The organism is Hathewaya proteolytica DSM 3090, from assembly GCF_900142225.1.
Taxonomy (GTDB): domain Bacteria; phylum Bacillota; class Clostridia; order Clostridiales; family Clostridiaceae; genus Hathewaya; species Hathewaya proteolytica.
In genome coordinates, this window is the sequence record NZ_FRAD01000017.1 from 37,729 (window position 1) to 52,036 (window position 14,308).

The 14,308-nt window shown below is 35.3% G+C and carries 13 protein-coding genes and 2 riboswitches; of the genes, 10 read left to right on the top strand and 3 right to left on the bottom strand.

Going from position 1 to position 14,308, the window contains the following annotated elements:
- Entirely contained in the window at window positions 1–501 is a 501-nt protein-coding gene (locus BUA73_RS10005) for an ImmA/IrrE family metallo-endopeptidase (protein WP_072903989.1), read from the bottom strand.
- A gap of 30 nt (window positions 502–531) precedes the next feature.
- Complete coding sequence (locus BUA73_RS10010) at window positions 532–939, bottom strand: helix-turn-helix domain-containing protein (RefSeq protein ID WP_072903990.1); 408 nt, start codon at window positions 937–939, stop codon at window positions 532–534.
- 197 nt (window positions 940–1,136) lie between these two features.
- Between BUA73_RS10010 and BUA73_RS10015 the strand changes: the two genes are divergently transcribed.
- From BUA73_RS10015 to cobN, 6 genes are all read left to right on the top strand, one after another.
- Window positions 1,137–2,315: a DNA polymerase Y family protein gene (locus BUA73_RS10015; RefSeq protein WP_072903991.1), complete on the top strand. Its 1,179-nt coding sequence runs from the start codon at window positions 1,137–1,139 to the stop codon at window positions 2,313–2,315.
- Between the two features lie 137 nt (window positions 2,316–2,452).
- The gene (locus tag BUA73_RS10020) at window positions 2,453–2,734 is read left to right on the top strand and encodes a hypothetical protein (RefSeq protein ID WP_072903992.1); all 282 of its coding nucleotides are present in this window, start codon (window positions 2,453–2,455) and stop codon (window positions 2,732–2,734) included.
- Window positions 2,735–2,792: 58 nt separating this feature from the next.
- Window positions 2,793–2,977, top strand: a riboswitch (cobalamin riboswitch).
- A gap of 208 nt (window positions 2,978–3,185) precedes the next feature.
- Entirely contained in the window at window positions 3,186–4,253 is a 1,068-nt protein-coding gene (locus tag BUA73_RS10025; RefSeq protein WP_072903993.1) for an ABC transporter substrate-binding protein, read from the top strand.
- Entirely contained in the window at window positions 4,253–5,284 is a 1,032-nt protein-coding gene (locus tag BUA73_RS10030) for a FecCD family ABC transporter permease (protein WP_242942368.1), read from the top strand. Before BUA73_RS10025 ends, BUA73_RS10030 begins: the two co-directional genes overlap by 1 nt.
- Window positions 5,268–6,062 (top strand): ABC transporter ATP-binding protein, encoded by a 795-nt coding sequence (locus tag BUA73_RS10035; protein WP_072903994.1) that lies wholly within the window; start codon window positions 5,268–5,270, stop codon window positions 6,060–6,062. Before BUA73_RS10030 ends, BUA73_RS10035 begins: the two co-directional genes overlap by 17 nt.
- Window positions 6,063–6,085: 23 nt before the next feature.
- Window positions 6,086–9,784: a cobaltochelatase subunit CobN gene (gene cobN / locus BUA73_RS10040; protein ID WP_178139252.1), complete on the top strand. Its 3,699-nt coding sequence runs from the start codon at window positions 6,086–6,088 to the stop codon at window positions 9,782–9,784.
- 69 nt (window positions 9,785–9,853) lie between these two features.
- Here the strand turns inward: cobN and BUA73_RS10045 are convergent, their stop codons facing one another.
- Entirely contained in the window at window positions 9,854–11,011 is a 1,158-nt protein-coding gene (locus tag BUA73_RS10045; RefSeq protein WP_072903995.1) for an aminotransferase class V-fold PLP-dependent enzyme, read from the bottom strand.
- Between the two features lie 250 nt (window positions 11,012–11,261).
- Between BUA73_RS10045 and yedE the strand changes: the two genes are divergently transcribed.
- The 4 genes from yedE (at window position 11,262) to BUA73_RS10065 (ending at window position 14,196) form a co-directional block, all read left to right on the top strand.
- Window positions 11,262–12,365 carry a YedE family putative selenium transporter gene (gene yedE, locus BUA73_RS10050; protein WP_072903996.1) on the top strand — a complete coding sequence of 368 codons (1,104 nt, stop codon included), beginning with the start codon at window positions 11,262–11,264 and terminating at the stop codon, window positions 12,363–12,365.
- Entirely contained in the window at window positions 12,355–12,564 is a 210-nt protein-coding gene (locus BUA73_RS10055) for a sulfurtransferase TusA family protein (RefSeq protein WP_072903997.1), read from the top strand. The genes yedE and BUA73_RS10055 overlap by 11 nt, the downstream gene beginning before the upstream one ends.
- An 86-nt stretch (window positions 12,565–12,650) precedes the next feature.
- Window positions 12,651–12,884, top strand: a complete 234-nt coding sequence (locus tag BUA73_RS10060; protein WP_072903998.1) for a putative Se/S carrier protein — start codon at window positions 12,651–12,653, stop codon at window positions 12,882–12,884.
- Between the two features lie 146 nt (window positions 12,885–13,030).
- Window positions 13,031–13,149, top strand: a riboswitch (NiCo riboswitch).
- Window positions 13,150–13,263: 114 nt separating this feature from the next.
- Window positions 13,264–14,196 (top strand): cation diffusion facilitator family transporter, encoded by a 933-nt coding sequence (locus BUA73_RS10065; protein WP_072903999.1) that lies wholly within the window; start codon window positions 13,264–13,266, stop codon window positions 14,194–14,196.
- Window positions 14,197–14,308 lie beyond the last annotated feature (112 nt).

Sequence of the window (14,308 nt, forward strand, 5' to 3'; positions counted from 1 at the left end):
TTATAGGTGGTGTTGGGCATTATTTAAATTTACACTATCAATGGTATCCTTTAAAAGAGACATTTTTATAAGGATAAGATTAATGTCTGTATTCAATATACTAGCTAGTTGAACTACATCGTAACCTTCCTGAGCTAATGATATAAATTCTTTGGAGTCGATGAGCAGTGAGCTAGCAAAAAGATTTGCTTCATACTCTGGCCTGTTCTTCATGTCGTACAGCATAAATTCCTGTAGTACAGAAGAACGGGCTAGATCATCGTGAAGCAGGGAGTGACCGAGCTCATGGGCACATACTATTCGCTGCATCTCCCAAGGTAAATTTGAATTTATAAATATATATTTACTATCACATATAATGGCATACATACCTTTTAATTTAGTAAAGTCGGATCTATACATTATTTTTATGCCCAGTCCTTGGGCTATGTCAAAAGGATCACAGCTTTTATATCTAGTTATGAGGTCGTATGCAATTTTTTCGATGTAGTTATAGCTCATTTATTATACACTTCCCTAAACTTTACTTTTTTATGATTTTGTAAATATGTTTTCATGGTGTTGCTCACCATTTTTCTTTGCATCTAAGTACGCTTCCATAAGGGCTTGCATTACAGCGTCTTTGTCCCCTTCTTCTAAGTTACCCCCTGAAAACAGTGCACTTACTTCAGAAATCAAGTTCATAGCCTGAAGCTTGGAGTCCATCTCAATGCTTTTTTCATTGGAGTTTATGTTTTCACTTTCATCCATCATAAGATAGTCAGTACTTACATTAAATATAGAGGAAAGTTTGCTGAAGATCTCAGTGCTCTTGGGATAACAATTCCCCTTTTCATAATTTATCAGTGTTCTTTTAGTTACACCTAATTTATTTGATAGCTCTTCTTGAGTCATTTTATTTTCAGTTCGCATTTTTCTCAATTTGTCTTTAAACTGCATAATAACACTTCCTTTCTTTAATTTCAAGTTCATACATTAAGGATATGATTAGATATATTTTATAAGGTGAAATAAATTTCATAAAAACTATTGACAGTGAAACAACTTTCGTATAGAATATAAAGCATAGAAGGTGAAACTAATTTCACTTTAATCATAACTAAACTTTCACCTATTGTCAAGGGGGAGTGAAACTTATGGACCGGGCAATTTTGCATTGTGATTTAAATAATTTTTATGCATCTGTAGAGTGTATGCTCCATCCAGAACTGAAAAATGAATATATAATAGTTGGAGGCAGTGAACAGGATAGGCATGGCATTGTACTAGCAAAAAACAACAAAGCAAAGGCCTGTGGTATAAAAACGGGAGAAGCAGTGTGGCAGGCGAGACAGAAATGTAAGGGCTTAGTAGTAGTCCCACCACACCATGATGAGTACGCTAAGTATTCAAAGCTTGTTCAAAATATATATTATAAGTATACCAATCTCATTGAACCTTTTGGCATAGATGAATGCTGGTTAGACGTGACGGGAAGTACAAGACTCTTTGGAAAACCCTCGGATATTGCTTTTAAAATAAAAGAAGAAGTAAAGTCGCAGTTGGGACTTACAATATCCGTGGGAGTTTCCTACAATAAAATATTTGCAAAGCTCGGCAGCGACTTGAAAAAACCTGATGCGGTGACCGAAATATCGTCGAGGGATTTCAGGGAGAAGATATGGTGGCTGCCAGCATCTTCAATGATAGGTATAGGAAAATCTACAAAAGCTAAGTTAGATCGCTATTGTATACACACAATAGGAGATTTGGCAAAGTGTAATGTAGATTTTTTAATTCATAAATTTGGCAAGGTAGGCTATGATTTGTGGTGCAATGCCAATGGACAAAACAGATCTCCTGTAAAAGACTTTTTATATAGTGAAGATGTAAAGAGCGTAGGCCACGGTACTACTACAAGTAAAGATTTAAGCAGCAATGAACAGGTGTGGAAACTGATTCTGTATCTTTCAGAATCCGTAGCATCACAACTGAAAAACAAAAATATGGTTGCAGGAGTTATTCAATTAGAAATAAAAGATAATGAATTTTCAACGTTTAGTCACGAGGGCAAGATTGCATATAGTACAGATAGTAGTCTTATTATTGCTAAAAAAGCATATGAGCTTTTTATTAAAAGTTATCCCTGGAAGAAAAATATTAGGGCTCTTACAGTGCGAACTAAATCTTTGCAGTCCAGGGATATCCCCCTTCAGCTAGACTTACTTTGCAGTTATGATTCACAGCTTAAGCAAGAAAAAGCAGAATATGTTGTAAATGATATACGTAAGCGCTTTGGAAACAATAAAATTTGCTTTGCTAGGCTTCTGAAATGAGTAGGAATAAACGACTTTGATTATGTGCATAATATAATGTAAACATCTATGCTGAGTGGAATGCTTTGCCACTTGTTATGAATAAATTCTAATGATAAAATATATATTATACTATAAGAAGTTTAGGTGGTGAATTTATGGATAGTGAGACTAAACAAATGTTTGAACTTATAATTGGAAAACTTGACAAGATGGATGCAAGACTTGACACCGTCGAGAAGACACAGAAAGCTATGGTTGTGAAGATAGATGAGCTTTATGCTATAGCAAGGGCCACCGAAGAAAATATAAAAGTAACAAGAGCAGAACAGGAAAAAATTGCCTTTCAAATGGCGAACATTCAGGGTAAAGTAAATTCCTTAACTGGTGAGGTTAAGGAGCATGAACATATTATACAACAGATAAGGGCAATAAAGTAATACAAACTAATTATCATTATAACGGATGTATTGACACGGAATTCATAATATCGTATACTCTATATTGAAAATGTGAGGTACCTATAGTTTAAATGGGAAAAAGGTGAGATGCCTTTACAGCCCCCGCTACTGTGTGTAGGGATGAAATCTTTAGAGCCACTGAAAGAAAAGTATTTCTTTTGGGAAGGGAAGAGAGTAAGAAGATCTACAAGTCAGGAGACCTGCCTTATATTATATTTTATCGCTTCGGTGGGAAGTGAAAGAAATAAAGGTTAGTATGTTAATATTATGGCAGTGTTCTCTTTATGTTTGTGTTATAGAACATAGTTTATTTTAACAAGTTATGGTTTTAGTTAAGGCCATTTCTTATACTGATTCTTATTTTGATTTCAAATCCAACCAAAATGGTTGGATTTTTTTATTTACAATAATACATATGGAGGATAGCATTATGGTAAAATCAAGTGTAAAAAAGGCATTAAGCTTATTGATGGTAGCGACTATGTCGGTATCAATTATGGTGTCAATGAGTGGGTGTGGTAAGTCAGTAGTAGACAAGAAAGAGGATAACAAGGGAAAAACGTCACAAGTAAGCACCGAATCAAAAGGCAACGAAAGTAAAAATTTATATCCAGATTTCGTTCTTAAGGATACGGATACTAAAGTTACATACAAGGATTGTTTTGGAGATGAATCCACTATAACAAAAAACCCAAAAAAAACTGTGGTACTTTTAAATTCTATTCTTGATTTATGGTATCTTGCTGGAGGTGAGGCTATAGCTAGAGTAGATGGGAAAACTAATGTACCTAAAGAGGCTGAGAATATAACGAATTTAGGTTCTTTTAGCAAGGTGAATCTTGAAAAACTATTAGCATTGGAACCAGATCTTGTTATAATTTCTTCATCATCTAGTGATCAGGTAAAATTGGCAAAAAGTCTTAAAGAAAACAAGATAGAAACTGCAATTATAGACGGTAGCACTAATGCCTACGAAGGATTCAAGAAAAATCTATATCTATTCTCTAAAATTCTTGGAACAGAAAAGATATATGATGAAAAAATATCGCAGATTACAAAAAGATGTGAAGCTGTTATAGAAAAAACTAAAAAAGTGGACAAACAACCAACTGTAGGAATATTCTTTACATCCACAAAAAGTGTACAATGCGAGTTGCCTACTTCCCTAGTTGGAGATATGGTACAACTTATGGGTGGAAAAAATATTGTGGATGGTGTAGATGGAAAAGGAAAGACTAAAGTAGATTTTAGTATAGAAAGACTTATGGAGAAAAATCCTGATTATATTCTAGTTACAACTATGGGTGACGTAGAACAATGTAAAAAGAGATTTGAGAAGGATGTAATGTCAAATGATATATGGGGCAGCCTTAATGCTGTAAAGGAAGGCAGAATATATTATCTTCCTAAAGATTTATTCCTATACAAGCCAAATGGAAGATATGGAGAGGCCTTTGAGGAGTTAGGTAAAATTTTATACCCAGAGGTGATTAAATAGTGAACACTGACAACTCTTTAGCTGTTTTGCACAAGAAAAAGGTTTATATTTTCTCTGTGATGATGATTTTAGGTGCTAGTGTAATAATATCTTTTTTTATAAGTCTTAGCTTTGGTGCCTATAAAATATCTATACCCGACATTTTTAAAGCTATATTTATTGATAAAGAAGGATTGAGTAGAAATATCATATGGAAAGTAAGAGTCCCAAGAACTTGTGTTGCTGGAGCGGTAGGTGTTTGTTTGTCATTGGCAGGAGCAATTTTACAGGGGGTTATGAGAAACCCCCTGGCTTCTCCAAATACCATTGGTGTTTCAGCAGGTGCGGGGTTAGTAGCTACCGTAACATTGGTTTTGATTCCAAACTATTCATATCTACTTACACCATGTGCTTTTATTGGGGCATTTACAATTACATTAATAATATACATAGTATCGTGGAAAGATGGTGTGAATCCTCTGAGAATGATTTTGGCTGGTATTGCCATATCCTCACTGGTTAATGCAATCATTAATATGATACTTATTTTTTATCCTGATAGAGTACACAATACTTTAGGGTTCACTGTAGGAAGTTTATCAGCTAAGACTTGGGCAGATTTCAAACTTATCCTTCCTTATGCGGTGATTGGATTTATACTGTCCATGATTATGAGCAAAAAATTAAATATATTGATGCTAGGAGATGAAATTGCTACTAGCCTTGGACTAAAAATTGAAAGGGTAAGACTAATTTTAATTCTTCTGTCTTCTCTATTAGCTGCCAGTGCAGTCAGTGTTGTTGGTATGCTTGGCTTTGTAGGACTTATTGTACCACATATAACGAGAATAGTAATTGGATCTGACTATAGATACTTATTGCCAGCTAGTGCTATGCTAGGTGCAGCATTAGTTACAATCTGTGATACTATTGCAAGAGTGGTAGTAGAGCCTATTGAACTACCTGTGGGGCTTATACTGTCATTGTTTGGAGTTCCATTCTTCCTATATCTATTGAGAGGGGGATTGAAGAAACGTGTTAAGAGTAGATAACTTAAAATTAAAATATGACGAAGAGATTATTGTGGAGGATGTATCTTTTAACATAGAAAAAAACTCTATAACCACCATAATTGGGCCTAATGGCTGTGGAAAGTCCACCATATTAAAAGCTATTTCAAGAACAAAGAAACCAAGTAAAGGCAATATATATCTAGAAGACAAGAATATTAGAGAAATTGATCCCAAAGTAATATCGCAGAAAATGGCCATAGTTCCACAAAGCCCCATGGTACCAGAAGATTTTACTGTGAGGGATTTAATCGGATATGGAAGATATCCTTATCTGGGATGGATGGGGAAATTGACAAAAAAGGATTACGAGATTATAGATTGGGCTATCTATGAGACACGGTTAGAACAATTACAGCATAGGCAAATATCCACCATGTCAGGTGGAGAGCGGCAGAGAGCATGGATAGCCATGGCATTAGCTCAAAAGCCAGACATACTTTTATTGGATGAACCCACAACTTATTTGGATATTTCACATCAGTTTGAGTTATTGGAACTAGTAAGAAAATTAAATAAAAAGATGAATATAACTATTGTTATGGTTTTACACGATTTAAATCAAGCTGCTAGATACTCAGATAATATAATAGTTATAAAAGATCATAGAAAATATCTAGAGGGTCCACCTGAAAAAATAATCACAAAGGATGTTCTGGAAAATGTGTTTAATATAAGTGTAAAAGTAGTTTACGATGAAGATAATAAATGCCCATTTTTTATACCGGTAAACAGCAAAAATGTGCAAAATATAATTTAAAAGTAGTGGGGATGAAGGGAAATATGCTAAAAATAGCTTATTATACAGCGGTAGATACGTATTTATCAGTAATCAGCAAGGCTTATGATGAAACAAATAAGGATGAAATTCAATTGAAAGTGTGGCACAAGCGAAATTTGGCTTTAAAAAGGTGCAGGGAAGAGTTGGATATATTTTTAAAGGAAGCGGATATTTTTATCATTCAACTTATGGGAAATGAAGATAGTCTTCCAGGTTTTAGCGATATAATGCAAGAGCTGCCACGTGGATTGAAAATTTACCTTCATGGAACTACTGAATATTCTATGAAATTGGCGGCGAAATATAATACCATAGAAGGCAAAGTGGCAAAGATGATGTTCTCTTATATCGTCAACAGTGGCAGTAGAAACTTTGTAAATATGTTTAAATATTTAAATAATGTTTTTAATAAAGGAAATGAACCCTACGAAAATCCTAAAACTTTGCCTTGGGAGGGAATTTATCATCCAAAGCTAGGTACATTTTCTACTTTAGATGATTATTTAAAGGAAAATTATGATGAAAGCAAAATCACCATTGGTATAAGTTTTTATAGGAATTATTGGCTAAATGGCGATGTTTTGTTTGTGGACAGTTTGGTTGAAAAAATAGAAGCTATGGGGTGCAATGCCCTTCCTGTCTTTGTGTCTACATATAAAGATCAGAATTTAGGGAATCTTGGCATTGCAGGGGCATACAAAAAATATTTCATTAAGGATGATAAACCGGTCATAGATGTGTTAATTAATGTTGTAATGTTTGCCAATGGTGTTGTGGGTGAGGAACATAAAAAATATCTAGATGTGATAGATGTACCAGTAATTCAAGCAATTCTAAATACGGATAGTTATAAAGTTTGGAAAAAGGAAAACTACGGCCTTTTGCCGTCAGCTTTGTCCATAGATGTGGCATTGCCAGAATTTGATGGTGGTATAATCACTGTACCCATTGCTCACAAGGAGACTAGGATAAATAAGTATTCAGGTATACCTGTTGTGTCTTATATTCCATGTGTAGAGCGCATAAACAAAATTGTAAATATAGCCAAGAATTATGCCCAGCTTAGAAGTATGGACAACAGTGAGAAAAAAGTAGCTATAATAATGCACAATTATCCGCCTAAAAATGAATTTATTGGATGTGCCTATGGTCTTGATACGCAGCAGAGCATAATTAATATACTTAAAGCATTAAAAGATGAAGGTATATTGGTGGAAAAAATATACGAAAATTCTGGCGAACTTATGGATGAACTTTTGAAGTGTGCTACAGGTCATGAAGGTTGGAATACGGATGAAAAAATAAAAAACTCTAAGTTTGTAACTAGGCAGCAGTACCTTCAGTGGTTTGAAGGAGTAGAAGAAAAAGTAAAAGATGAAATGGTAGATAAGTGGGGTACACCACTTGGTGATGGCATGGTTTACGATGATAATATAATCATTCCGGGCGTGGTCAATGGCAATGTATTTATTGGTATACAGCCCACTAGGGGATTTTCCATGGATCCTGGAGCTATATACCATAGTCCAGATATACCTATGGGACATCATTATTTAGCTTACTACAGGTGGATAAAGTATAAATTTAAAGCTAATGCTGTGATTCACATGGGAAAGCACGGCTCTTTGGAATGGTTGCCAGGAAAGGCTGTGGCATTATCTGAAGAATGTAATAGTGATGTTGTTATTGATGATTTACCTAATATCTATCCGTATATTATCAATAATCCAGGGGAGGGTACTCAAGCTAAAAGGCGAAGTTATGCGTGCATAATAGATCACTTAGAACCTGCCATGGAGAATGCTGGCCTGTACGAAGAGTTGGAAGAGCTAGAAAACAAAATAGATGAATATTATGAGGCAAAAACCTATCAATCAGATAAGTGTGAGGGTATGGAGAAGGACATAGAGGAGTTAATAAATAAATGTGCTTTGGAACAGGATCTTAAATTAGAAGAAGTATGTTTTCAGGATAAACTTCAAAAAGTTCATGGATATCTCAATGAAATGAAGGATACACTTATAAACAATGGGCTTCATATTTTAGGTCAATATCCTGAAGGGGAAAACATGGTAAAGTTTTTAGTAGCCTTAACTAGGTTGTCTAATTCAGATGTGCCATCTCTAAGAGAAACTATAGCTATGGCCTACGGATATTCTATAGACTATCTATATGAAAATATTGGAATTATTGTAGAACATAACAAAACAGGTGGACAAATCATCGAAGATATCAATGACAGGTCCGTTGAATTAGTGCAATTTGCCATGGATAATGAAGATTGTGATATAAGACAAAGGATATTTAGCAATTTTGTATTATGTCAAGAAGAATTATGTAACATTATTAAATACATTAAGCACCATCTTTTGAATAAAATATGTAGAACCAGGGAGGAAATAGAGCATTTAGTAGATGCTATAAATGGGAGATTCATACCACCTGGCCCTTCAGGAGCACCAACTAGGGGACAAGCAGATATCCTTCCCACAGGGAGGAATTTTTATACAGTAAATCCCTTTTCTATTCCATCACAATTTGCATGGAATACAGGTGTGGATTTAGGGAAACAATTATTGGAGAGGTATAGACAGGAGAATAATGGTGATTATCCTGAAAATGTGGGTATTGTTTTGTTTGGAAGTCCAACCATGAGAACTAGAGGTGAAGATGTGGCAGAAATATTATACCTCATTGGTGTTAGACCTATATGGCAGCAAGGTGGTGCAACGGTGAAAGGTTTTCATATTATACCTCTAGAGGAGCTAGGCAGACCACGTATAGATGTAACCATAAGGGCTAGTGGTTTTTTTAGAGATGGATTTCCTAATTTAATGGAACTCATAGATGAAGCTATACAGGAAGTGTCATCTATGCATGAAAAAGAAGAGCAGAATTATATTTTAAAGCATATGAACCAGGATATAAAAGATCTGATGGATCAGGGAACTAGTTTAGAAGAGGCTAGAGAAATAAGTTCTTACAGGATATTTAGTGCAAAACCTGGGGCATATGGTGCTGGTGTAAATACTCTGGTTGACGAGAAGAATTGGAAAACTAACAGCGATATGGCTAAGGTATACTTGGAATGGGGTGGCTATGTGTACGGAAAAAAGGTTTACGGACAGTGTCACAAGGAAGCTTTTAAGAACAGGTTATCCAAACTGGATTTAGCAGTTAAAAATATAGATACAAAGGAAACAGACGTCATTGCCAATGACGATAATTACGCATATTTAGGTGGTATGGTGGCAGCCACCACTGAGTTTAAAGGAAAAGCTATTAAAGGATTTGTGGGAGATTCTTCTGACCCTACAAGAGTAAAGACTAAAGATATAAAAGAGGAAACAAAATTTCTTGTAAGGACTAAATTATTGAATCCTAAATGGTACAATGGCTTAAAGAAACATGGCTTTAAAGGTGCAACAGATGTTTCAAGAACTGTGGATTATGTATTTGGTTGGGGTGCTACCACAGGTGTAATAGACGATTGGACATACAATCAGATAACAGAAAAATTCATAAAGGATAAAGATTTTTCAGAGTGGATGAAGGAAAATAATCCTTGGGCCTTGCAAAACATCATAGAGAGAATGCTAGAAGCAATTCAAAGAGAAATGTGGCATGTTGATGAGGAGACTGTAAAGGTACTAAAAAGAGAATGTTTAGACAATGAAAGTTTGTTAGAAAGAGATTTGTGATATACAAAACAAGCTACACTTTAGGTAAAACTGAAGTAGTAGCTTGTTTGTTGTTATATGAGTTAATTTCTATTTCATCATCTCTTGTATTGTTTTCAATGCATATTCAATGTCTTCTTTTGTATTGAAATACCCTATGCTGAATCTTATGGTGCCATCTGGGAAGGTGCCAAGGGTTTCATGAGCTGATGGGGCACAATGCATTCCGCAACGTGTGGATATGCCGTAATCACGACTTAAAGTGTGTGCAAATTCCCCCATGTCTTTGTCCACCAAAGTTATTGACACTGTGGATAACCTTTGTGACATATCCTCGAGATCGTGGTGGCCAACTATGCGCAATCCTGGGATTTCCTTTAACCCATTCATGAATACTTTGCAAAGTTCCATTTCGTGAGTGTGGATAGCTTCAAGGCCCGTTTTCATTATAAATTTTAGGGAGGTGTTTAAAGAAAGAATTCCTATGACATTGGGCGTTCCACCTTCAAATTTATCAGGCATATATGAGGGTTGCTCTTCTTTGTCGGAAAGACTGCCTGTCCCACCTTCAATTAAAGGGCATACTTCTTTGTTTAATCTGTCATTGATAAGGAATCCACCAATACCTGGGGCTGCTAACAGTGACTTATGACCTGTGAAACAAAGGCAGTCTATATTAAATTTCTCCATGTCTATAGGCAATACACCAGCGCTTTGAGCGGCATCTACAATGAAAAATAAATTATGTTTCTTGCATATTTCTCCAACCTGTTCAAGAGGCAAAACGGTACCACATACATTAGAACAGTGAGTCATTATTATGGCCTTTGTATTTGATTTTATGTACTTTTCAATAATTGTAGGATCTAGATCTCCTTTTCTAGAGCAGGGAACTCTGGAAAATTCTATTCCTTTTTTAGAAAGGGACGTCAGTGGGCGCATTACGGCATTGTGTTCCATGGAGGATACTATGACGTGATCACCAGATTTTAAAAGGCCTTTCATTACTACATTCAAGCTTTCAGTTATATTTTTTGTGAATATAACATTTTCAGGCTTATTAAAGTTAAATAATTCACAAAGCAATTCTCTCGTTTCAAAAATAGTATTTTCTGTGGAAAAAGCGTCGCTGTAAGTGCTTCTATTTACGGAAGAACCGCAGTTTAGTAGATAATCTGAAATTACATTTTCTATGCCAGGAGCTTTTGGATAGGAAGTAGCTCCGTTGTCTAAATATATTTTTTTCATACATTTTCTCCAATCATCATTGTTAATATTCTTATTATTTATTATACCTTAATTTCATGAAATATGGGTAGTGTGAAGGAGTAAAAATATGACTATAGAAAATTTAAATAGATAGATAAAAAACTATTTAAAATATGTATTTGATATGAATATAACAAATCACTTTGATATAATTACTGTGGAACTTATAAGTAAAAACATAGAAAATGGTATGTGGTACCATAAAAAACAAAAAATTAGGAGGGTAATTATGAAAGACAAAAAGGGTATTATTATTATCATTGCCGGTGCTATCATAGGGTTTTTATCGGCTTCGCTGGTAAAAATGGGTAACCCAGGCAATATGGGTTTGTGTATCGCTTGTTTCCTTAGAGATATTGCAGGAGCAGTTGGAATACACAATGCAAAAATTGTTCAGTACATAAGACCAGAGGTAATTGGTATAGTAATCGGAGCATTTTGCATGAGTTTAATCGGAAAGGAATTTAAATCAAAGGGTGGTTCCTCTCCATTTACAAGATTTATACTAGGCTTTATGGTTATGATAGGAGCTTTAATGTTCCTTGGATGCCCAATGAGAATGGTACTTAGAATTGCTGGTGGAGACATGAATGCAGTTGTAGGTCTTGTTGGATTTATTGCAGGTATTCTTGTAGGTATTGTATGCCTTAAAAAAGGTTTTTCGCTTAGAAGAACATACAAACAAGGCATGATTGAAGGAACATCGATTTCAATTGTAAATGTAGCATTGCTTATATTATTAATTGCAGCACCTGCATTTATTATATTCAGTGCTGAAGGACCTGGTTCTATGCATGCACCAATATACTTTGCTTTAGGTGTTGGTATGGTAGCAGGAATAATTGGACAAAAGACAAGATTGTGTATGGTTGGCGGTATCAGAGATACAGTTATGTTCAAAGATACTTATTTATTAAAAGGATTTTTAAGTATTATTTTGTTTGCATTTATAGGCAATTTAATTTTTGGACAGTTTAAATTCGGTTTTGAGGGACAACCTATAGCTCATAATGATGGTCTTTGGAATTTCCTTGGAATGGTAGTTGTTGGATGGGGCAGTGTTCTTTTAGGCGGATGTCCATTTAGACAACTTATATTGGCTGGTGAAGGCAACAGTGACTCATCTATCACTATACTTGGAATGGTACTAGGTGCAGCTTTCTGCCATAACTTCAAACTTGCTTCATCAGGTAAAGGACCTACTCCAAATGGTAAGGTTGCAGTTATTATATGTGTTGTAGTACTCCTTGTAATATCTTACTTAAATTCTGAAAAGTTCGCTGATAAAAAGGCAAAGAATAAAGAAAAGGGTGTGAAAGTTAATGCTAATTAATGCAAGAGGATTATCTTGCCCACAGCCAGTAATTCTTGCAAAAGAAGCTGTAGACAAGGGTGAAAAAGAAGTTGAAGTGCTGGTAGATGATGGAGCTCCAAAGGAAAATGTACCAAGATTCCTTACTAATGCTGGATATAAGGTTACAGTAAAGGAAGACAACGATGAAGATGGATACGTAATAACAGCAATCAAATAGGCAAAATAGTTATGGTATTGACAATAATAAGGGTTATGATAATATAACAGGGGAATGTAAATTGTCAATATGAACGGAGAATTACTATGGAATATTTAGGTTTGTTTTTTACGCATTCGGGTGCAATAAAATTTAAGCGAATACTTGACGCAAAGAGTAGTCCCTGCGAGCTTATGCCAGTGCCAAGGAAGCTTAGTTCCAATTGTGGCATCTGCGCTAAGTTTTATTCGGAATCTGTGGAAGATGACATCAATGATGAGGTAGAGAAAATCTATCAGGTTTCAGATGAGGGGTACAAGCTTATATACGACGCTGAATAATTTTAATTAAAATAGGCTTATACTATGGGTGAAAAACTTGTGGTATAGGCCTATTTTTTGTAGAAAAATGTGGTATTATTCTCATTGACAATGGGCAATGAGTGTTATAAAATATATTCAATACTCTTTGCACTGCATACAAATCTACAGTACAAACTGAGCAGGCGATGAACATAGGATTTATGTTGTTGTGTTCGTGGGGCCGGGCCACTCTTTGGTGGCAGCAGATGAATATTATTTAATTATTAACATCTGTGGGACAGTAGTTTACTATTATTGTTCCATAGGTGTTTTTTCTTTACCCCAATTGGAACTGAATCACTGATTGATTTTGCATGTGCCATAGAGCTATCTTACTAATTTGGGAGGGTAACTTTTTATGGAACAAAACAATTTAAATTCAAAGAACACTAGAGATTTTAAAGAGGACAAAAAAATAGCTATGAGGGTATCTACTATAAGCGTTATAGTCAATGTGATCTTGTCATTATTAAAGCTTATAGCTGGTATTGTTGCAAAGTCTGGGGCAATGGTTTCTGATGCCGTTCACTCAGCTTCTGATGTATTTAGCACTTTTATCGTTATGGTTGGTGTGACTATGTCCAATAGAAAATCCGATAAGGAACATCAGTATGGGCATGAAAGGTTGGAATGTGTAGCGTCTATACTACTAGCTGTTACATTAGCTGGTATTGGAGCTATAATAGGCTATAAAGCTATCATTAAGATTGTCGGGGGGGATTATGGTTCCTTAGAGATCCCAGGTTTCTTGGCATTGGCTGCAGCAGTGGTGTCTATTGTAGTAAAGGAATGGATGTATTGGTTTACAAGGGCTGCAGCAAAAAAAATTAATTCAGGTGCTTTGATGGCAGATGCTTGGCATCATCGTTCAGACGCATTATCGTCTATAGGCTCATTTATAGGTATATTTGGAGCTAGACTTGGCTTCCCCATTCTAGACCCTATAGCTAGTGTTGTCATCTGTATATTCATAATAAAGGTGGCTTACGATGTATTTATGGATTCCATAGACAAATTGGTAGACAAAGCGTGCCCACAGGAAACCATAGAGGAAATGAAGGCAGTCATAATGAATAATGAAAATGTGGGAAATATTGATGACATAAGGAGCCGTCTTTTTGGCTCACGGATTTATGTAGATGTAGAAATTGCCTTAAAAGGGGATATGTCCTTAGAGGAGGCTCATAATATAGCGGAACAGGTTCACGACGACATAGAGGAACATTTCCCAGATGTAAAGCATTGTATGGTACACGTAAATCCTTTAGAACGTGGGGGGCACCATATATAAAAATTACGTCCTTATGAATTGAATATGAGCATAGGTTATTCGTTATTTTATAAAAATGACGATAAAACACTGGATCAATTGATAGAAGAGGCAGATAAAAGTATGTATATGA

Excerpts from the sequence above, each read along its gene's own strand:
- BUA73_RS10060 (WP_072903998.1), top strand. The coding sequence starts at position 12,651 with ATGGAATATTTAGGTTTGTTTTTTACGCATTCGGGTGCAATAAAATTT.
- yedE (WP_072903996.1), top strand. The coding sequence starts at position 11,262 with ATGAAAGACAAAAAGGGTATTATTATTATCATTGCCGGTGCTATCATA.
- cobN (WP_178139252.1), top strand. The coding sequence starts at position 6,086 with ATGCTAAAAATAGCTTATTATACAGCGGTAGATACGTATTTATCAGTA.
- BUA73_RS10055 (WP_072903997.1), top strand. The coding sequence starts at position 12,355 with ATGCTAATTAATGCAAGAGGATTATCTTGCCCACAGCCAGTAATTCTT.
- BUA73_RS10020 (WP_072903992.1), top strand. The coding sequence starts at position 2,453 with ATGGATAGTGAGACTAAACAAATGTTTGAACTTATAATTGGAAAACTT.
- BUA73_RS10025 (WP_072903993.1), top strand. The coding sequence starts at position 3,186 with ATGGTAAAATCAAGTGTAAAAAAGGCATTAAGCTTATTGATGGTAGCG.
- BUA73_RS10005 (WP_072903989.1), bottom strand. The coding sequence starts at position 501 with ATGAGCTATAACTACATCGAAAAAATTGCATACGACCTCATAACTAGA.
- BUA73_RS10065 (WP_072903999.1), top strand. The coding sequence starts at position 13,264 with ATGGAACAAAACAATTTAAATTCAAAGAACACTAGAGATTTTAAAGAG.
- BUA73_RS10045 (WP_072903995.1), bottom strand. The coding sequence starts at position 11,011 with ATGAAAAAAATATATTTAGACAACGGAGCTACTTCCTATCCAAAAGCT.
- BUA73_RS10015 (WP_072903991.1), top strand. The coding sequence starts at position 1,137 with ATGGACCGGGCAATTTTGCATTGTGATTTAAATAATTTTTATGCATCT.
- BUA73_RS10010 (WP_072903990.1), bottom strand. The coding sequence starts at position 939 with ATGCAGTTTAAAGACAAATTGAGAAAAATGCGAACTGAAAATAAAATG.